The following is a 19,597-nucleotide window of genomic DNA, read 5'->3' on the forward strand; positions in this document are numbered from 1 at the left end:
TTATCAGTCAAAATTGGCTGATAGCGCGGCTTTCGTTTATTATTGGTTGATTGGGTTAATTCGCTTTAATTTTATCCAGCCAAGCTGGCAAAGCGGATTGTAAAACTTCATAGGTGTATTCAAATCGGTGGGTATACCAGGGATCCGGAATCTCTTGGCCCTGCTTATTAGGCAGGATGTCCAAACAAAGATGAATTTTGTGCCGGTCTTCGGCTGGTGCCATTTGATTAAGATTAAACATATTTTGACTGTCCATGGTAATAATGTAGTCGGCCCAGGCAAAATCCTGCCGGGTAATTGGCCGGGAATGCATGTAGCTGTAGTCCAGTCCGTGAGCAGCCATCACTTTTTGGGCACCTGGATGGGGCTCGTGACCTTCTTCCTCGCTACTGGTAGCACATGAGTCCACTTGAATTTGGTCTTGTAAACCGGCTTTTGCAACGAGGTCTTTAAAAATTGCTTCTGCCATGGGTGAACGGCAGATATTGCCTAAACAGACAAAAAGTACGTTGGTCATGATTCGGAAACTCCTTTTGGTTAATTGCTCCCATATTATTGGAAAATAGTTGGCACGTCAAGTAGCAGAGGTAACACTAACAATTTAATCAGATTAAACGTTTAACATCCTTTTCAGCGCAATTTCGTAGTACAATAAAACTGTCTATAATGTGAGAGAGTGTGGGAAAAATGATGCAGGGTAATTTTATCTATATCAACTGGGAACAGGTGAATAACCTCGTAATTTCATATGGGATTACTTCAGCCGATTTTGTCAACGGGATGCCGGATGTTCCGCAACGAATCGTACTGATCGACGGTAAGCTCGAAGGCAATCAGGTCAATGGACATACCCGGTTTCAAACGGTGACCGGTCAGAATTCAGTTCGTGAGTTTTTATTATCAAGAACCGATTCACCCAAGATGTGGCTGGATTATCATGAAAGCGATGATCTTGATTTAATGATGCCTAGTGAAATCGCCGAGTTGTTGTATATGGCACATATGGGCACCCACTATCATCTCCCGCTCTATTCGAAACTGCAAAACGCGTACGCCTACTTGGGAACAAATACGGGTTTTGTCAAAGTCTATTACCGAAAGATGGCCACCTTTGAGCACATCTTGGATATTTCGTTAAAACGCCATTTGAGGCTGCTGCACAGTAATCGCTGGATGATGTTTAACCGGCCCTTTTCAGTGAGTGAGGTGCCAAAGGAGATTATTCAAAAAGTCCAGACGGCTTTCTCCGAGGGCCTAGTTTTTGCATTTGACCAAGCAGTTGAACGGCGCAGGCGTTACTTGATCCCTTTGCGCCTGCAGGAACATCCAGAACGGCAAAATTGGTGGCATGACCGGATGGACGTCTACGAAACGACCCGTCAGGTTGGCACGCTCAGCTACGATGTTGAACGTAAGCAATGGGGCATTGAAATTTCGGATGAAAGTCCCTTTACTGGAAATGAAACGGATCTATAAGCGGAGTCAGTCAAGTCAAGGGCTTGATATGTCCCCGTTTTTTTGTGGGCAGTCGTGGTATAATAATAGCCGATATGCTACAAAAACCGATACAAAAATAGGAGATTGTTTTCAATGAAGATGCAACTTGGTGAAATCGCTAGTGCGGTTTCGGCTCAAAATGATACCAGTGCTTGGAATGAGATTGAAGTTTCCAGCGTCGCATTCGATAGTCGTCACCTGGCTTCAGGAGCACTATTTGTGCCGCTGGAAGGTGAACGTGACGGGCATGAATACGTTTCAAATGCGTTTAAGAACGGTGCAGTGGCTACACTATGGAAGGCCGACCATGGTAAGGCGCCGGCCGATGTGCCCGTACTGGTAGTAGATGACCCGCTGACTGCGCTACAAGCGCTTAGTCAGCATTATTTGTTAAAAATTAATCCTAAAGTGGTTGCCGTTACTGGTTCCAACGGTAAGACAACGACAAAAGATATGGTGGCTAGCATTCTTTCGGCTCAGTTCAACGTGACTAAGACCCTGGATAATTTCAATAATGAAATTGGGGTGCCAGTAACAATCCTTTCAATGGAACCTAACACTGAAGTGCTGGTGATTGAAATGGGTATGGACCGGCCAGGCCAATTGGACTTCCTAAGTCGTTTGGTTGAACCCGATGTCGCTATTATTACGATGATCGGTGAAGCCCACATTGAATTCTTTGGTACCCGGGATAAAATTGCCGATGCTAAAATGGAAATCACCCACGGTTTAAAAGCTGATGGGACTTTCATTTACGATGGTGATGAACCATTATTGGCGGAACGAGCTAAGCAGGTTTCCCAGCGAAAGCAGACATTTGGTCGCCGAAAAACCGATGACATGTATGCTTTGGACGTTAAGGAGACTGATACGCAGACGACGTTTACCGCCAGTGAATGGCCTGATCAGGAAATGACGGTGCCAATGATTGGTGATTATAACGTGAATAATGCTTTGGCAGCGTTAAGTGTTGCGCAGTTGTACCGAATCTCACCGCAGGCTTCGGCTGAAGCCTTTACTCATCTTGATTTAACGGAGAACCGGGCAGAATGGGTCGACGGCAGTGCGGGAGAGCGAATTTTAAGCGATGTTTATAATTCCAACCCTACGGCTGTTAAAGAAGTGATGGCGGCTTTTTCACAGGTTGATACTGTTGGTAAGCGACGGGTCGTTTTGGGGGATATGTTGGAATTAGGCGATCAGTCCGCGCGTTTACACGCCAGTTTGGCATCAGCGATTGATCCGCAGTTAGTGCAGGATGTTTACTTGGTCGGGCCGGAGATGAAAGCCTTGTATGACGCCCTGCAAGATAAGTTTGACGCTGCGCACCTTCATTTATACGGAACCGATGAGCAGTCTAACTTGATTTCCCAGTTGAAGGGCGACATAGGTCCAAGTGATCTTGTTTTGATCAAGGGCAGCCACGGTATTCACCTGGAAAACGTCTTAGCTGCGCTGCAATAATCACAATGATCGTTTTCCAGTTAGGGGACGGTTGTTTTGAATCGCTGTGAATAATAGTTGTTGCTTTTATTAGCAGCGTGATGTATGATACTTTAGTTGTAATTTTTTTGAACTATATTTGTCAAAACGGGGAATATGACGCAACACGAGACGGATTTCTCATAGTCTTATTCCCTTTGTAAAAGCCTATTAGGAGGATACTTATTTGAAGTTTTCAGAACTCGGGTTATCAAAGCCCTTACTCAAGGCCGTTGAACGAAACGGTTATGAAGAGGCAACCCCCATTCAAGCAGAAACCATTCCAATGGTATTGGAAGGTAAAGACGTTATCGGACAAGCACAAACAGGGACTGGGAAGACTGCGGCCTTCGCATTACCTATTTTGCAAAACATCGATCGGGACGATCCCAACATTCAAGCGCTGGTCATTTCACCAACTCGTGAATTGGCAATTCAAACCCAGGAACAGATTTTCCAATTGGGTCACGAAGAGCACGCGAAGGTTCAGGTTGTCTACGGTGGTGCTGATATCCGGCGTCAAATTAACAGCTTGAAGAACCATCCCCAAGTCTTAGTCGGAACACCTGGCCGTCTGTTGGATCATATGAACCGTCGGACGGTGAAATTAGACCACATTAAGATGCTGGTCTTAGATGAAGCCGATGAGATGTTAAACATGGGATTCTTAGATGATATTGAATCTATCATCAAGGCAACGCCGGACGAACGGCAAACAATGCTGTTCTCTGCAACGATGCCGCCAGAGATCAAACGGGTTGGTGTGCAGTTTATGCACGAACCACACCACGTGAAGATCAAAGCCAAGGAATTAACGACTGACTTAATTGAACAATACTATGTCCGTGCCAAGGACTATGAAAAGTTTGATGTGATGACCCGGATGTTTGATGTCCAAGCACCTGATCTGAGCATTGTCTTTACCCGAACAAAGCGTCGGGTAGATGAAATTACCCGTGGCCTTGAAGCCCGTGGTTATAACGCTGCCGGAATCCATGGTGATTTGACTCAGAAAAGCCGCTCACAAATCCTGAACCGCTTTAAGCATGGTAAGCTTGATATCTTAGTGGCAACCGATGTTGCTGCTCGTGGGATCGATGTTGAAGATGTTACCCATGTCTTTAACTACGATATCCCTCAAGATCCAGATAGTTACGTGCACCGTGTCGGCCGTACTGGCCGTGCCGGGCACCATGGTGTGTCATTGACCTTTGTGACACCAAACGAAATGGACTATCTGCGTGAAATCGAGAAGTTAACTAAGGTGCGGATGTTGCCACTGAAGCCGCCTTCGGAAGCTGAAGCCTTCAACGGTCAGTTAAGTGCTGCCGAAGAAACGGTTAAGGATCTCGTTGAAAAGACGGATACTGACAAGTATGCCGATGTGGCTTCTAAGTTGCTCGACCAGTACGAAGCGGTTGACTTAGTTGCTGCACTGTTAAACGACTTGACCAAGGATAATTCCAACCAAGTTCCCGTTAAGATTACCCCAGAACGGCCATTACCTCGTCACAAGGGTGGCGGTAGTCGCAATTATCGTGGCGGTCATGGCGGTGGCCATGGTCGTGGCGGTAACAACCGTCATTACGGTAAGAGCAATGATAGCCATCGTCGCTATGGTTCTTCTAACAAGGAACATCGTGGCGGCAACCGTGATCGTCGTAAAAATAACGGCGGAAATAAACACGGTTTTACGATTCGTAAAAAAGACTAATTTTAACTCAAAAAATTCTTCAGTCTGTGAGCTGAGGGATTTTTTTGTGTCGATTTTTTAAGCTATTTGATTCAAAAGCAGCGAGTGAAAAAGCATCAACCAAGCGTGAATAGGTATCATGTCACCAGCAGATTGAGTGTGTTAGAATTAAGGCTATGAAATCAGTGGGAAAGTGAGGCTCCGACGTGATATACGGAATTGGAGTAGATATTGAAGAAATCGGCCGAATTAGTGCGATAACGGATCAAAAACGGTTCGTCAAAAAGGTGTTGACGCCCAATGAAATTGCCGTTTACAAAACCTTAAATGAAAAGCGTGGTGCTGAATTTTTGGCGGGGCGCTGGTCCGCAAAAGAAGCCTATAGCAAGGCTTATGGGACCGGTATCGGCCAAGCAGTGTCGTTTCAGAACATTGAAATATTAGATGATGAGACTGGCAAGCCAGTACTGGTTAAGCATCCATTTAACGGTAAAGGATTTGTTTCCATATCGCATACCCGAAAATTAGTGATGACACAAGTCCTGTTAGAAGGAGATTCAGTAGAATGACAATTGGGATTCATCGGCCCACTCGGTTAGTTATTGATCAGGCAGCTATTTACCATAATATTGCAACGGAAAAAGCCCGCTTGAAGCCGGGAGTTGCGCTTTTTCAAGTGGTTAAAGCGAACGGTTATGGACACGGCATTACCCAAGTCGCCAGAATCGCGGAACAGGCCGGCGCGAACGGTTTCTGTGTTGCTATTTTAGATGAAGCACTTACGCTGCGAGAGGCTGGGTTCAATCAACCGATCCTAGTGTTGGGGATTACCGACCCGCAGTATGCTGATTTGATGGCTAGCAACCACATTTCCGCTACAGTGGGGTCCATCGGTTGGCTAGAGGCGGCTGACGGTTATTTAAATAAGGGCCATCAGCTGTCAGTTCACATTGCCCTGGATACGGGAATGGGCCGAATCGGTTTTCAGGCGCCTGAAGAATTAAATAAAGCGGTTCAGTATCTTGATCAAAAGCGCGGGTTTAATTTTGAAGGGATCTTCACGCATTTCGCCCAGGCCGATAGTGCTGACACGACTTATTTTCAACTTCAACTTAAGCGCTGGAAAGCCTTTATGGCGGTGCTACCAGCAAGGCCAAAGTATGTTCACGTTTCCAATTCAGCAACTAGTCTTTGGCATGATGCCTGTAATGACAATATGATTCGTTACGGGGTGGCGGCATATGGGCTGAACCCATCGGGCGGTGAACTCGCCACGCCTTTTCCGCTAAAGCCTGCCATGAGCTTAAAGACCCAGATGATGTTCGTCAAAAAGCTGCCTCGCGGTGATTCTGTGAGTTATGGGTCAACTTATACAGCAGGGGAAGACCAGTGGGTGGCAACACTATCGATTGGTTATGCTGATGGGTATGAACGGCGGTTGCAAGGCTTTCACGTGTTGGTTAACGGAGAGTTTTGCGAAATTATTGGCCGAATCTGCATGGATCAGATGATGATTCGCTTGCCGCATCAGTATCCAGTTGGGACAGTAGTGACACTGGTTGGTGAAGACCATGGAAAAACCATTAGTCTTCAAGATATAGCTGATTATTGTGACACGATTCATTATGAAATTGCGTGCGGCTTTACTCAGCGATTAAAGCGAACTTATGCAAATTAAAGCTAAAAAGGACCTTTTACCCAGTTAAACCAGGGCAAGGGGTTCTTTTTTATTGATGGCAATGGTAAAATTATAAGAATAAGCGACAGGGAAATATGGGTCTATTATGAATAAATTTATCGCATAAACGTAGCGCTAATTAAAGCGCTACTGATTAAAAAAATATGAAGTCGCTCAGTTATATTGGAGGATTAACAGTTTGAAGCGGCGTTAAAACAGGGGATGAAAAGATGGCAAATGATGAGATCAAGCGTGGTGATATCTATTATGCGGATTTATCACCCGTGATTGGATCGGAGCAAGGCGGGGTCAGACCAGTACTGATTGTTCAAAATAACATTGGCAATCACTACAGTCCAACCGTTATCGTTGCTGCAATTACAGCTCGCATTTCAAAGCCTAAAATGCCGACACACGTGCCAATCAAAGCCCACCACACTGGTATTGAAAAGGACTCGGTGATTTTACTGGAGCAGATTCGCACGATTGACAAACAGCGTCTAAAGGATCATGTTGCTCAACTAGATACCGGCACGATGCATCAAGTTGACCACGCTTTAGAAGTCAGTATTGGTTTAAGTAAAAAGAGTGATTATAAGCAGCATAAGCGAGCTTGATTTTATAAACTTACATAGGACAAACAAAGATTGTGTCATTATCCAGTGGATGCCGGTATTTCGCGGTATAGCTACTTGAATTAAAGCATTTTAAAACAGCAAAACGCCGTCCCGAAACTATCGGAACGGCGTTTTTTGATACCACTGCTGAGCGGTGTGATACGTTAAATTTCATTGTTTAGATTTTCAATTTCGGGGACCTTGAAATCTTTGCGCTCCAAGGCGCGCACAATACGGTCGAGTTTCGATTTATCGACGTCAGCTGGTAGAGTGAACATAATACGATGAACCAGTTCGCCGTCCCGAGCGTCTAAACTAATGACACTAGCAATGCTGGTGTATTTGGTAATGATCTTGGCAATCCCGACTAAGTCGCCACGGTTACCTGGAGAAACGACGGTTAGGACGTAGGAACCAATGTTGACGTTCCATGATTGTGAGAGCATATCCATTAACCGGGTATGTGTCAAAATACCATAGAACTTATTTTCTGTATCGAGAACCGCGATGTACGGCAGATCTTTGATGGAGAAGAAAACGTTGAAGAAAGCAGCATCGATTTTAATAAACTTGGTGGCGTTTTTTAATAAGGTCGTCACTGGTAACTGCATGTCACCACCACGTGACTTATGCCGATAGATATGCATTTTATATATGTTACCCCGGAAAATCGTGCCGGTTTCATCTAAAATTGGTACACAGCGATAACCGGAATCTTCAAGTATCTTAAGAGCTTCTTCTAGGGTGACGTTTTCCTGAACGGTCACTAATCGCTCTTTAGGCTTGATCAAGGATTTCAACAACATTGGGTGTAACCTCCTAATAATTAGAACTCTCTAATAAACTAGAAGTATCATACCATAAAAAACGGCTTAGAAACAGCTTGAATAGCGGGTTATTAGGAAAAATTGACAATTAACTAAATTAAAATATACGGAAATTTACCGTTGAGATCGTGGTGAGCAAAATTAGCTTCGGTTATTGTTAGGAGTAAATCAAAAGGCTGAATGATCAGTCAAAACTGACCATTCAGCCTCCTATCGGCTAATTTAAATGGGTTAGTAGATCACGACAGCTGTGTGCAATGGCACCGCAGCGTAAACTTTACCAACGACGGATGGTGGCGTGTTAACACAGCCATGTGAGCCGTGGGTTAAGTACCAATCGCCGCCATAACGTGGCTGCCATGGTGAATCATGAATACCGACACCGGTATTATCGATTGGCATCCAGTACTTTACGGGTGACGCATAGTTAGAACCGTCATCGTTTTTACCACGTAACACAGCGTTACGCTGCTTGCTCCAAACGTCCCAAACACCTGATGGGGTAGTGCCAGAAACGGGTTTACCCGTCACCACAGCAGTCGAGATAATAATCTTGCCGTTCTTGTGGACCCACATGTGCTGTTCAGGCTTGGAGACTTCAATGTAAGTACTGCCAAGATCTGAACCATCTTTGTGATAGCCAGTTCCTTGAATGACCGGGGTCCTTGTGACGGGTTTCCCCGCTAGAACTGCTTTTGAAAGGAGCGGCGTTTCTGAAGTCACCTTGATGCTCCAGCCGTATAAGCCGGCCGGTACTTTAACGGTTTTCCCATCGTGTGCTTTAAAATGACGGGTTTTATGAATCGTACCGTATTGATGACTCAGCTTGATCAAATACTGCTCGATCTTAGCGTTTGAAGTGGCAAGCTTACCATTTTTAGTTGTGAGCCAACTAGCAATTGCCTCGCTTGGCACACGTATTGAATGGTTTGTGATTCGATATGTGATCCGATTCTTAGACAGCTTTTCGGCATGATCTTTGGCACTGACCAGTGCTTTACTGTTAGCCAGTACGGTTGGTTTAACGTAGGCATCGGCTAAGTTGATGGTCGATTGATGATTTTCAATCGCTTTAATCAGGGCTGCTTTAACCGAAGCTTGAGAAACCTCAGTGCCGTAAACTGGTTTTTGAATGGTAAATTTATGTCCCTTATAAACCAGCTTGGCATTGTGGGTTGCGGAGCGATCGGTGCCCGCCATCTGAGTAATTCGATCGGCCAACACGGTTAAGTCCGAATTATCCATCGCACTAGCACTCAGCCTTTGATCATCTGCTGAAGCGTTGATGGCGTGGACTGGCCAGCTATACGAATTTTGTTTAGCAATCATCTGCTTAAGCTGCGTCTCAGAATAAGCTTTAACACCAGCCTCACGTGAAGTGAAGTGCGCTAGTGCTTTCGAATGTTCTTCAACCGTATAAGTTTGATTTGAAAGCTTTGTTTTTAAAGTCTGAGCTGCCTGATCTGCAGTCTGACCGCCGACTTGAATGCCCCCAATTTGGGTGTCACTCAAGAAGTGGCTATTATAATGGGCCGTTCGCCAACCGTAACCAATTCCTAAAATCACAATTATGGCTAAACCTGCGGAGACCCAGCGTGAACGATGTGTCATGTTCTGATCCTCCTTATGATCACTTATAAGGATAAGGCATAATCGGACAAAACTCAATTTATCTATACTAAAAAAGGCGCCCCAAAATGAAGGGCGCCGTCTTGAAAACGCTTAATTTTTAAGGAATGGCCATCAATTAAGAGCTGCTAAGCCATCTTTCGTAACTTTCTTTAAAGTTTCAGCAGAAGCTTTCATCTTCGCTTTTTCGTCGTCACTAAGCGGGACTTCAACGACGCCAGCTAAGCCACTTGCGTTGATAATTCCCGGTGTACCGATGAAAATATCGTCTAATCCATATTCACCGTCTAAGGCCGCACCAACGGGCAAAATGGCATTTTCATCACGGAAAATAGCCCTTGTGATCCGCATCAGACAGGTAGCAACACCATAGTAAGTTGCACCTTTAGTGTTAATGATTTCGTAGGCTTTGTGAACCGTTTCGTCTTCAATTTTATCAAGATCGTCGCTAGTGATGCCGTGTTCTTTAGTGACTTGCAGCAACGGCTTCGAACCAATCGTAGCTTCGTTGTAAGCAGCGAATTCTGTATCGCCGTGTTCACCTAAAATATAGGCGTCAATGCTGCGAGGGTCTAAGTTTAACTTTTTACCTAATGCGACCCGTAAACGAGAAGTATCCAGTGAAGTTCCGGAGCCGATTACGCGGTTCTTTGGGAAACCAGAGAACTTCCAGGTGGCGTAGGTTAAAATGTCAACTGGGTTAGCTGCAACTAAGAAAATACCGTTAAAACCGGAATCAACAATTGGTTTAACGATGGAGCTGAGAATCTTCAAGTTCTTATCAACCAAGTCTAATCGGGTTTCACCAGGCTTTTGTGGTGCGCCAGCTGTGATGACAACGAGGTCAGCATCCTTAGCATCACTGTATTCACCAGAATAAACTTTTTTAGGTGCTGTATATGCTTGAGCATCTTCAAGATCCAGTGCGTCTCCGCGTGTCCGATCCTTAATAACATCGACAATGACCAGCTCTTCAGCTAAGCCTTGCTGCATAAGTGCAAATGCGTAAGCTGAACCTACGGCGCCGTCTCCAACTAGTACAACTTTTTGATGCGATTTTGACAATGTACCCACCTCTTTCAAAATAGTTAAACCATTACCAGTTGCAGTTTAACACGAAAAAGTAAGCGTTTACAACATATAAACCTCATGAAATAATGACTTTCATTTTTGACTTTTGTGAAAGCAACTATTTTTAGTCGTTTGCAATAGATTAGGAACGGACAGCAATTTAAAACTATTTTGCACAAAGCCACTTTATAGGGAGATAAAAATAATGCAGTGTATTAGATGATTTAAACAATCCGATTTTTCGGCACCTTCAGTGACTACCGTCAGGACAAGATGATATGCATAACTGAATGACGTATGCTATACTTTGACTTGTTATTGGACTAAGAGTTCGTAAGAATTTTTTACGCTGAACGGTTGGAACTACCGTTCAGCTATTTTGCATGGTTTAATGTAAAAAATGATGGAAATAGGGAGCGTATATCAAAATGAAGATGATCGTTGGACTGGGAAATATCGGTCCGCAGTATAAGCAAACCCGTCACAACACCGGATTTATGGTTGTGGAGCAGTTTGCGCAGAAGGCCGGGCTTCAGTTCACCAGTCGAAAGATGGAAGCTAAGCTGGCAACCGGTCAGGTAAACGGTGAAAAGGTGATGCTGGTGGAGCCGACGACGTTTATGAATGAATCGGGCCGGGCGGTTGGTGCATTGATGCGCTTTTACAAACTGGACATTGATGACTTGATCGTCGTGCACGACGACATGGACATGCCGTTGGGAAAAATTCGGATCCGTCCGAAAGGCTCTGCTGGCGGTCATAATGGCATTAAGAGTATTATTGCTGCATTGAGCACCACCGAGTTTAACCGGATCAAAGTTGGCATTCAGCATCCCCAAAAGAGTACGGTGGTCAACTACGTGCTTGGTAAATTCACTGAGGAGCAGCGTGCACTGTTTAACGTTGCAGCCGATCACGCAGTCGCAGCGTTGTTTGATTGGGTTGATGGCGAAACGATTCCCAATTTGGAAAATCAGTACAACTAATTAAGGAGTGAAGCTAAGTGCAACTTGCAGATTTTTTTGCAAATATGCCACAGTATCGACAGATTGTGTCAGGGTTTGACCAACAGGACCGAGAATTGCTGACGGGTATTGCTGGTTCGGCACGGGCACTGTTAATTCAAACCCTGTTGCAAAAAGAGCAGCGGCCGATGATTTTTGTGACCGATACGATATACCATGCTGATCAGTTGACGGATGAATTAAGCGGACAGCTGACGGATGATCAATTGTATGAGTTTCCAGTTGAAGAGCTGCTGGCTGCAGAGATTGCCACCAGTTCGCCCGATTTTCAGAGTCAGCGGATCGAGGCGTTAAGTGCCCTGGCACAAGGGAAGCCTGCTGTTATTGTGACCTCCGTTTCCGGATTACGGCGGCAGTTACCTGACCCGAAGCTATTCAGCCAGGCCCAAATTTCGTTGAAGGCTGACGGCGAAGTTGATTTGGAAGACCTCGCCGCACGCTTGCAGCGAATGGGGTACACCCGCCAAAAACTGGTGGATGCTCCCGGTGACTTTGCCATTCGGGGATCGATCATTGATATTTACCCGCTGGATACGGAATATCCCGTTCGGGTGGACCTGTTTGACACGGAAATCGATTCACTGCGCTACTTCGATGCCAGCACGCAACGGAGTGTGAGAAATATTGATGCGGTGACGATTCATCCGGTTACTGACATGCTGATAACGCCGGAGCAACGTCAAAGCGCAGCGGATGTCTTAAATAAGAAGCTCACTAAAGAACTCAAAAAAATGTCTGCCGATGATGGCAAGAATCTTTCTAATAGTATCACCCCCCTGATTGAATCTTTAACCAAGGGGGATGTTTCTGCCGAGTTAAGGCTATTTGCCAATGACTTTTTTGGCAAAACAAACCTGCTAGACTACTTGGGCGACAGCGGGCTATTACTGATCGATGATTATCCAAGGCTGCGGGATACCAATAAGCAGCTGGAGACGGACGAAGCCAATTGGACAGTTGATAAGCTCAGTGCTCACCAGATTTTTAGCGATCAGCAGTTTGGCTTACACTTTCAGGATGTTTTGAAACAAGATCATCACGCCGAGATTTTCTTTGCACTCTTTCAAAAGGGTATGGGCAACATGCGCTTTGACCAGCTGATTGAAATTAAGACGCGAGCCATGCAGCAGTTCTTTGGCCAAATGCCGCTGCTGAAGCAGGAAATTAAGCGTTGGCAAACGACCAAACAAACGGTTGTCATGATGATGGCTAATGAGGAACGGCTTAATAAGGTTTCGCAGACACTGGATGATTTCAATATTAACGCCGTGATGACTAAGGCCAGTGACATTCAGCCCAGCGTAGTTCAAATCATTCCTGCTGCCAGTCAGACGGGGTTTGAATTACCCGATGCCAAATTAGTGGTGATCACTGAAGCCGAGATGTTCAAGCAAGTGACGAAACACCACCGTCGTCGGCAAACGATGCAAAACGCGGAGCGGTTGAAGAGTTACACGGATTTGAAACCCGGCGACTACGTGGTTCACGTTAACCATGGGATTGGTCGCTTTGAAGGCATGCAGACTCTGGAAGTAGACGGTGTTCACCAGGATTATATGACCATTGCCTACCAAAGCGATGCCAAACTCTTCATTCCAGTGACGCAGCTTAACCTGATTCAGAAGTACGTCTCTTCAGAAGATAAGAAACCGCACATTAACAAATTAGGTGGTTCTGATTGGGCCAAAACCAAGAAAAAAGTTGCTGCTAAAATTGAAGATATTGCGGACGACTTGATTGAACTTTATGCGAAACGGGATTCGGAAAAGGGCTACGCGTTTCCTCGTGACGACACCTATCAAGAGGAGTTCGATAACGAATTTCCCTATTCGGAGACTCCCGACCAGTTGCGCAGTATTGAAGAAATTAAGCATGACATGGAAAAACCTAAGCCAATGGACCGACTGCTCGTTGGTGATGTGGGCTATGGTAAAACCGAAGTTGCTTTACGGGCTGCTTTCAAGGCAATTGAAGCTGGCAAGCAAGTGGCCTTCCTGGTGCCCACAACCATTTTGGCACAACAGCACTACGATACGATGACTAACCGGTTCGAGGGCTTTCCAGTCAACGTTGCCATTCTGTCGCGGTTCCAGACAACGAAGGAAGTTCACCAGATTATTCATGGCCTGGAAGACGGCAGTGTGGACATTGTTGTTGGGACCCACCGATTGCTGTCAAAAGACGTCAAGTTTAAAGACCTCGGCCTGCTGCTGGTGGACGAAGAGCAGCGTTTCGGTGTTAAGCACAAGGAAAAGCTTAAGCAAATGAAGTCGCAAGTCGACGTTTTGACGTTGACCGCCACCCCGATTCCCCGGACACTGCACATGTCCATGCTGGGTGTTCGGGACCTTTCGGTGATCGAAACGCCACCAGCGAACCGGTTCCCAATTCAAACGTACGTCATGGAACAAAATGCCGGTGCCATTCAGGATGGTATTCGGCGGGAAATGCAGCGGGGCGGTCAAGTCTTTTACCTGCATAACCGGGTCGGTGACATTGAAGAGACCGTTAGTCAGATCAAAGCGTTAGTACCAGATGCGGAAGTCGCCTACATTCACGGACAAATGACTGAAGCACAACTGGAGGGGATTTTATACGATTTCATTCGCGGTGAGTACGACGTGTTAGTCACGACGACGATCATCGAAACCGGGATGGATATTCCCAACGCCAACACGCTGTTTGTGGAAGATGCAGACCATATGGGCCTGTCGCAGCTTTATCAGTTACGGGGCCGAATTGGCCGAAGTAACCGGGTGGCTTACGCGTACTTCATGTATCAGGCCAATAAAGTGCTGACTGAAGTCAGTGAAAAACGGCTAGAAGCCATTAAGGACTTCACTGAACTGGGGTCTGGCTTTAAGATCGCAATGCGGGATCTTTCTATTCGGGGTGCGGGTAATCTGTTAGGCAAACAGCAAAGCGGCTTTATTGATTCCGTCGGGTATGATCTGTATACGCAAATGCTGACGGATGCCGTTTCCAAGAAGCAGGGTAAAACTGCTAAGCCCAAGACGGATACGACGGTTGAGCTTGGACTGGAAGCTTATTTGCCAGATACGTACATTGCCGATCAGCAGCAAAAGATTGAAATGTATAAGCGAATCCGGCAGATCGAAGGACCAGATGATATTACGGAAGTGCAAAACGATTTGATTGACCGGTTTGGTGAATATCCTGATGAGGTCACTAACTTGCTGGCAATTAGTCAAGTTAAGATTCAAGCGGATGAGGCCTTGATTGAAAAGATCCACCGAATGAAGGATCAAATCGAAATGACTTTTTCTGAAAAAGGAACGTCGTGCTTTAGCGGAGAAGACGTCTTTAAGGCGTTATCAAATACAAAGTTAAAAGCCACGGTTGGTCTATCAAATCATAAATTAGTGGTTAAATTAGTCATTCAGCCGAAGATGGACGCGCAAAACTGGATGGCGGAACTCAATCAATTTGTTAAAGCGTTAAGCGAAATAGCCGTTAAGACAACGGCAAAATAGGTGGATTATGCAACGTAAAACAATGAGAACAGTGATGCAGGGTGCTTTGTTACTGTCGGTGGCATCGCTGATCGCCAAAATTTTAAGCGCAGTTTATCGGGTGCCCTTCCAAAACATGGTCGGTAATACCGGTTTTTATGTGTATCAGCAAATTTATCCGATTTATGGGATTGGGATGACCTTTGCCCTAAGTGGCCTACCGATGTTTATTTCAAAATTAGTCGCTGAAAGTGATACTAAAGAAGCAAAACTTGGACTGCTTTCAAGGATCTTCATGATCCTAGCTGGTTGTTCTTTGATCCTCTTTATTGGCTTGCAGGGTTTTGCGTTACTTATTGCGAGTGCCATGGGTGATCCAGGGCTGACACCAATTATTCGCTCGGTGAGCTGGATGTTTTTGTTCTCGCCGTTTTTAGCGATTAGCCGGGGCTATTTTCAGGGTAACTATGATATGCGGCCGACTGCACTTTCCCAATTGGTTGAACAGACCATTCGGGTCGCAGTAATCTTGTTCGTAGCCTACTGGGCGATGCGACATCAGTGGAACGTTTATCGGATGGGGACTTGGGCAATGAGCAGTGCGCCCATTGCAGCAGTTTTTGCTGCTGCGGTAATGTTCTACTACGCTCACTGGCATCAGGTCGATTTTGTTGCTGGAATGCAGTACCCCGCCACGCAAAGTTACGGGACTTTGGCGAAGCGGTTGCTGATTGAAGGCGGTACGATCAGCTTATTTGCTTCAATGATGGTGCTCTTGCAGTTGGTTGATTCGTTCACGGTAATGCGCGGGTTAATGACTCAGGGGTTACCGGCCATTGCGGCTAAGTCAATCAAAGGGGTCTATGACAGAGGTCAGCCGCTAGTTCAATTAGGACTGGTGGTGGCAACGTCGTTTTCTTCGTCACTGTTGCCGTCGCTGACAGAATCGCTTAATCGGGGTTCACGTCAGCAGTTTGTTCGGCAAGCCAGTACGGTAGTTAAAATGAGTGTGACAATTACCACAGCGGCTGCCGTGGGCTTGATTGCTTTAATGCCAGAAGTCAACGTTTTACTGTTTGGCAATCAGCAGGGGAATCGGATGCTGTCGGTTTACGTATTAAGTATTATTTTTGCGACGCTGATCATGATCGATAACAGTATCTTACAAAGTTTGAATCAATTCGCGGTGACCATTGCCGGGTTAGTACTGGGGTTGTTAGTCAAAATCATCTTTAACCAGTGGGCGGTGATCCGCTTTGGTGCGATTGGTGCCAGTTGGGTAACGGTCGTTGCATTATTAGTGATGGCGGGCTTTTTAATGAGGCAATTACGTCAAGAACAACTGAGGGCTTTTAAACAGAACTTTTTGGTTAAACTACTGCTGATTTCGCTTTCCATGCTGGTTGCGGTACGGTTGGTCATGTCAGCAGGCAATTGGATAGCGGTGGGCTGTTCACCCCGGATGAAAGCGTTAGTCGATGCTGTATTAGGGATGTTAGCTGGTGTGCTGATTTTTGTGGCACTGGCTTTAAAGCTCAGGCTGCTGACATTACGTGAATGGCTGCTGCTTCCTAAGGCAAGTCGCTGGTTACGCTGGTTTAATAAAAAATAGACGCTGGAGGCGCACAATGAGATTAGATAAATTTTTAAAGGTGTCACGCATCATCAAGAGAAGAACGGTAGCTAAGGAGATTGCTGATCAGGGACGGATTACGATCAATGGCCGGGCAGCTAAATCGTCCACCGATGTTTCGCCTAACGATACGCTGGTCATTAAATTTGGCAATAAAACCCTGACGGTTCAAGTTCTTCAGTTACTGGAGACCACTAAAAAGCAAGACGCTGAAAACATGTTTAAGATCATCAGCGAAGACTACGAAAAGGACTACCGCAAGGAGTAAACTGATCTGAGCCTTTGTGAAAGACTCATTATATTCAGCACTTTAACCGTTAAGTTTCGACTCAGTACTATTACAGTTCTATGACATTCCGTGAATACGCTTTAAATCTCATAGACAACCCCCAGGATCGTTGATATACTTTTCATTATGAGGATATTAACGTGGGGGGCGTTAAAATGGTTACGCGATCTAACATTACGCAACTTGATAATCAATACACAAGAGAAGTTAAGCATAATACGCACAGGGCAGTATTAAGTAAGCAGCGAAAGAAACGCGCGTTGACGATTATTGGTTGTTTTTGTTTGGCCTTTCTCATTTTAGGCGTACAAATTGTTCATGCTAAAAATGCGATGAGTCAAACTAACGTCCAGGTTTCCCGTCAACAGCAAAAACTGACACGGGTGAAACAGACCCATCAGAATCTGAATGAACATGTTAAACTCTTGAATAACAAGGACTATTTAGAAAACCTCATTCGTTCAAAGTATTATTATGCTAAGTCAGGGGAGACGATTTATAGTCTGCCGAATGACAAAGCCAGTGATGTGACAGCGAAGTAAAGGTAACATGAGGACTAAAATGAAGCTGGTTTCAAGTGTAAGCTTGTCTGCCAGCTTCATTTTTATCTCATTTATCTAGAATGAGATTTTGATTAAATATCCGCGCTATGTTCAGGCTTGTTTTACCAGAAATGTGCTATACTATTATTACAAATTTAAGGAGGAAATTCTTTTTTATGGCAATCGAGGTTGGAGCAAAAGTTGCTGGTAAAGTTTCAGGTATCACGAATTTTGGTGCGTTCATTGATTTAGGCGATCACAAGACCGGATTAGTGCACATCAGTGAAGTCTCAGATGGCTTCGTAAAAGATATTCATGACGTTCTGAGCATTGGCGACGAAGTGACAGTGAAGGTTCTAAACATCGGTGATGACGGTAAGATTGCATTATCGATTCGTAAGGCACAGGATAAACCTGAAGGCCACTCTGAACATGAGCATCATAATCACGAACAGCATGAAAATAACAGTAATTATCACGGTGGCGGCAATGGTCATTATCGGAATAGCAACAACGGCGGCGGTCACTACCGGAATAGTAACAGTACCCACTCGAATTCAAACCATAAGGAGAGTTTTGACGATTTGATGTCTGGCTTTCTCAAGGAAAGTGAAGACCGGTTAGCAACCTTAAAACGCAATACCGAGGGTAAACGCGGTGGCCGTGGCGGCCGTCGGAGCTAATTAATCTGACAACAATTAAACTGAAGCGTCCGTTTGCAAAGCAGCCGTTTTGTGAGGGATGCTTCTTTTTTGGTTGATGAGGTATGCAGAATGGACATTGTAAAACAATTTAAACGCCAGGTTGAGCAGGCTGGCTGGTTTAATTCAAGTCAAACGGCCGTCGTTGCCGTTTCCGCTGGTGTTGATTCCATGGTACTGCTGACACTCATGCAGCAGCTGCCGGCAGGTGTACGTCCTAGACTGGTGGTCGCACACGTGAACCACCAGCTGCGTCAGCAAAGCGGGGTAGAGGAACACTTTATAAGTGATTACTGCCGCCAGCGGCACATTCAGTTGGCAATCACGCACTGGGCAGTTGCCGATCATCCTAAAAAGGGTGTTGAGGCAGCAGCTCGTCGTTTTCGCTACCAATTCTTTGCTCAAGTCATGCAGCAGTATCACGCCAGTTCTTTGTTAACCGCACATCATGCGGATGATCAGGCTGAAACGGTGATTATGAAGCTCATTCGGGGCGGTCAATTGACACAATTGCAGGGGATTTTACCCGAACAATCGTTTGAAAGCGGCCGGCTGGTGCGACCATTACTTGCCTTTAGTAAGGCCCAAATCAGAAACTATGCCGAGCAGCAGCGGCTGACGTGGTATGAAGATGCCACTAATCAAGCTGATGACGTCTTTCGTAACCGGGTTCGGCATCAGCTGATGCCCATCTTAAAGCAGGAAAATCCGGCTTTCTTAAATCATGTTCAGCAGTATACTGCCCAGCTTAGAGCCACGCTGCAGCTGACAGCTGAACGGACTGATGAATTAGTACAACAGATCCGCCGGACGGGCCACACCTATAGTGTGGCCCGGTGGCAGCAGTTAACGGTCATTCAGCAACGAGCGGTTCTGAGAGCTATTTTCCACCGCGCTCAACTGCCCATTACCGCTTCTTATTTAAATCAGGCGACCCAGTTGCTGGCTAATAAGCAAAAGCCCAATGCTCAACTGAATTTAGCCGATTTCCAAGTGTTGGAAAAAGCCTATGACGATTTTTCAATTAAATCGGAATTAAAAGTTCCTCAAAATCGCCAACCCGCGGATAAAATTGTGGTAATATCTAACCAGTGGGTTCCGTTATCACGGGGGTTACAGGCGCGTCTTGTACCAGCTTTAAAAACAAAACCGGAAGAGCCATGTCACATGGTGCTTGAACTGCAACCGGAAGATCTGCCGTTAAGCATTCGGCAGGCTCGGCCGGATGATCATATTAAACTGAGTGGCGGCGGTCATAAAAGCGTTCGCCGAATTTTAATTGATCATAAAGTACCGCGTGCAAAACGGGTACACCAACTCGTGGCGGTTACTGCTCGAGGTGAAGTTTTGTGGCTGATAGGCCTGCAGCGTAGCGCTCGTCATGTAACGGCGCCTAATTACGAACTGGTTTTAAAACAATCTGACTAGAGGAGCAATTTT

Annotated in this window: 17 protein-coding genes; 13 read left to right on the forward strand and 4 right to left on the reverse strand. The window is 45.5% G+C overall.

Annotation, left to right across the window (positions count from 1 at the left end; genetic code table 11):
* Positions 1–55 precede the first annotated feature (55 nt).
* Positions 56–517 (reverse strand): low molecular weight protein-tyrosine-phosphatase, encoded by a 462-nt coding sequence (locus CES81_RS07890; RefSeq protein ID WP_089121330.1) that lies wholly within the window; start codon positions 515–517, stop codon positions 56–58.
* 170 nt (positions 518–687) lie between these two features.
* Here CES81_RS07890 and CES81_RS07895 point away from each other — a divergent pair, with 170 nt between their 5' ends.
* The 6 genes from CES81_RS07895 to CES81_RS07920 all read left to right on the forward strand — a co-directional run bounded on the left by CES81_RS07895 (position 688) and on the right by CES81_RS07920 (position 6,967).
* A complete protein-coding gene (locus CES81_RS07895) occupies positions 688–1,476 on the forward strand; it encodes a hypothetical protein (RefSeq protein ID WP_089121331.1) in 789 nt (262 codons plus the stop codon).
* Positions 1,477–1,590: 114 nt separating this feature from the next.
* Positions 1,591–2,961 carry a UDP-N-acetylmuramoyl-tripeptide--D-alanyl-D-alanine ligase gene (locus CES81_RS07900; protein WP_089121332.1) on the forward strand — a complete coding sequence of 457 codons (1,371 nt, stop codon included), beginning with the start codon at positions 1,591–1,593 and terminating at the stop codon, positions 2,959–2,961.
* Between the two features lie 205 nt (positions 2,962–3,166).
* The gene (gene cshA, locus CES81_RS07905; protein WP_089121333.1) at positions 3,167–4,693 is read left to right on the forward strand and encodes a degradosome RNA helicase CshA; all 1,527 of its coding nucleotides are present in this window, start codon (positions 3,167–3,169) and stop codon (positions 4,691–4,693) included.
* Positions 4,694–4,878: 185 nt separating this feature from the next.
* The gene (acpS, locus tag CES81_RS07910; protein WP_089089476.1) at positions 4,879–5,241 is read left to right on the forward strand and encodes a holo-ACP synthase; all 363 of its coding nucleotides are present in this window, start codon (positions 4,879–4,881) and stop codon (positions 5,239–5,241) included.
* Positions 5,238–6,350, forward strand: coding sequence for an alanine racemase (gene alr / locus CES81_RS07915; protein WP_089121334.1), 1,113 nt, complete (start codon positions 5,238–5,240; stop codon positions 6,348–6,350). The genes acpS and alr overlap by 4 nt, the downstream gene beginning before the upstream one ends.
* Positions 6,351–6,580: 230 nt before the next feature.
* The gene (locus tag CES81_RS07920; RefSeq protein WP_089089474.1) at positions 6,581–6,967 is read left to right on the forward strand and encodes a type II toxin-antitoxin system PemK/MazF family toxin; all 387 of its coding nucleotides are present in this window, start codon (positions 6,581–6,583) and stop codon (positions 6,965–6,967) included.
* 164 nt (positions 6,968–7,131) lie between these two features.
* Here CES81_RS07920 and cbpA read toward each other — a convergent pair whose 3' ends face one another.
* From cbpA to CES81_RS07935, 3 genes are all read right to left on the reverse strand, one after another.
* The gene (gene cbpA / locus CES81_RS07925) at positions 7,132–7,773 is read right to left on the reverse strand and encodes a cyclic di-AMP binding protein CbpA (RefSeq protein ID WP_089089473.1); all 642 of its coding nucleotides are present in this window, start codon (positions 7,771–7,773) and stop codon (positions 7,132–7,134) included.
* A gap of 252 nt (positions 7,774–8,025) precedes the next feature.
* The gene (locus CES81_RS07930) at positions 8,026–9,405 is read right to left on the reverse strand and encodes a L,D-transpeptidase family protein (protein ID WP_089121335.1); all 1,380 of its coding nucleotides are present in this window, start codon (positions 9,403–9,405) and stop codon (positions 8,026–8,028) included.
* Positions 9,406–9,537: 132 nt separating this feature from the next.
* On the reverse strand, positions 9,538–10,488 hold the full coding sequence (locus CES81_RS07935; RefSeq protein WP_089089471.1) for an L-lactate dehydrogenase: 951 nt from the start codon (positions 10,486–10,488) through the stop codon (positions 9,538–9,540).
* A gap of 434 nt (positions 10,489–10,922) precedes the next feature.
* On the opposite strand from CES81_RS07935, the gene pth reads away from it, so the two are divergent.
* The 7 genes from pth (at position 10,923) to tilS (ending at position 19,585) form a co-directional block, all read left to right on the forward strand.
* Complete coding sequence (gene pth, locus CES81_RS07940) at positions 10,923–11,480, forward strand: aminoacyl-tRNA hydrolase (protein ID WP_089121336.1); 558 nt, start codon at positions 10,923–10,925, stop codon at positions 11,478–11,480.
* A 17-nt stretch (positions 11,481–11,497) separates the two neighbouring features.
* Positions 11,498–15,013: a transcription-repair coupling factor gene (mfd, locus tag CES81_RS07945; RefSeq protein ID WP_439951287.1), complete on the forward strand. Its 3,516-nt coding sequence runs from the start codon at positions 11,498–11,500 to the stop codon at positions 15,011–15,013.
* A 7-nt stretch (positions 15,014–15,020) separates the two neighbouring features.
* Positions 15,021–16,604, forward strand: coding sequence for a putative polysaccharide biosynthesis protein (locus tag CES81_RS07950; protein WP_089121337.1), 1,584 nt, complete (start codon positions 15,021–15,023; stop codon positions 16,602–16,604).
* Positions 16,605–16,620: 16 nt separating this feature from the next.
* Complete coding sequence (locus CES81_RS07955; RefSeq protein WP_089089468.1) at positions 16,621–16,893, forward strand: RNA-binding S4 domain-containing protein; 273 nt, start codon at positions 16,621–16,623, stop codon at positions 16,891–16,893.
* A gap of 176 nt (positions 16,894–17,069) precedes the next feature.
* Entirely contained in the window at positions 17,070–17,456 is a 387-nt protein-coding gene (locus CES81_RS07960) for an FtsB family cell division protein (RefSeq protein ID WP_089089467.1), read from the forward strand.
* A gap of 176 nt (positions 17,457–17,632) precedes the next feature.
* Positions 17,633–18,139, forward strand: coding sequence for a S1 domain-containing RNA-binding protein (locus tag CES81_RS07965; RefSeq protein ID WP_089089466.1), 507 nt, complete (start codon positions 17,633–17,635; stop codon positions 18,137–18,139).
* A gap of 90 nt (positions 18,140–18,229) precedes the next feature.
* Positions 18,230–19,585, forward strand: a complete 1,356-nt coding sequence (gene tilS / locus CES81_RS07970) for a tRNA lysidine(34) synthetase TilS (RefSeq protein WP_089121338.1) — start codon at positions 18,230–18,232, stop codon at positions 19,583–19,585.
* The last annotated feature ends 12 nt before the right edge of the window (positions 19,586–19,597 follow it).

Source organism: Secundilactobacillus pentosiphilus (genome assembly GCF_002217985.1).
Classification (GTDB): domain Bacteria; phylum Bacillota; class Bacilli; order Lactobacillales; family Lactobacillaceae; genus Secundilactobacillus; species Secundilactobacillus pentosiphilus.

Excerpts from the sequence above, each read along its gene's own strand:
- CES81_RS07890 (WP_089121330.1), bottom strand. The coding sequence starts at position 517 with ATGACCAACGTACTTTTTGTCTGTTTAGGCAATATCTGCCGTTCACCC.
- CES81_RS07895 (WP_089121331.1), top strand. The coding sequence starts at position 688 with ATGATGCAGGGTAATTTTATCTATATCAACTGGGAACAGGTGAATAAC.
- CES81_RS07900 (WP_089121332.1), top strand. The coding sequence starts at position 1,591 with ATGAAGATGCAACTTGGTGAAATCGCTAGTGCGGTTTCGGCTCAAAAT.
- alr (WP_089121334.1), top strand. The coding sequence starts at position 5,238 with ATGACAATTGGGATTCATCGGCCCACTCGGTTAGTTATTGATCAGGCA.
- CES81_RS07920 (WP_089089474.1), top strand. The coding sequence starts at position 6,581 with ATGGCAAATGATGAGATCAAGCGTGGTGATATCTATTATGCGGATTTA.
- cbpA (WP_089089473.1), bottom strand. The coding sequence starts at position 7,773 with ATGTTGTTGAAATCCTTGATCAAGCCTAAAGAGCGATTAGTGACCGTT.
- CES81_RS07930 (WP_089121335.1), bottom strand. The coding sequence starts at position 9,405 with ATGACACATCGTTCACGCTGGGTCTCCGCAGGTTTAGCCATAATTGTG.
- pth (WP_089121336.1), top strand. The coding sequence starts at position 10,923 with ATGAAGATGATCGTTGGACTGGGAAATATCGGTCCGCAGTATAAGCAA.
- CES81_RS07950 (WP_089121337.1), top strand. The coding sequence starts at position 15,021 with ATGCAACGTAAAACAATGAGAACAGTGATGCAGGGTGCTTTGTTACTG.
- CES81_RS07955 (WP_089089468.1), top strand. The coding sequence starts at position 16,621 with ATGAGATTAGATAAATTTTTAAAGGTGTCACGCATCATCAAGAGAAGA.
- CES81_RS07960 (WP_089089467.1), top strand. The coding sequence starts at position 17,070 with ATGGTTACGCGATCTAACATTACGCAACTTGATAATCAATACACAAGA.
- CES81_RS07965 (WP_089089466.1), top strand. The coding sequence starts at position 17,633 with ATGGCAATCGAGGTTGGAGCAAAAGTTGCTGGTAAAGTTTCAGGTATC.
- tilS (WP_089121338.1), top strand. The coding sequence starts at position 18,230 with ATGGACATTGTAAAACAATTTAAACGCCAGGTTGAGCAGGCTGGCTGG.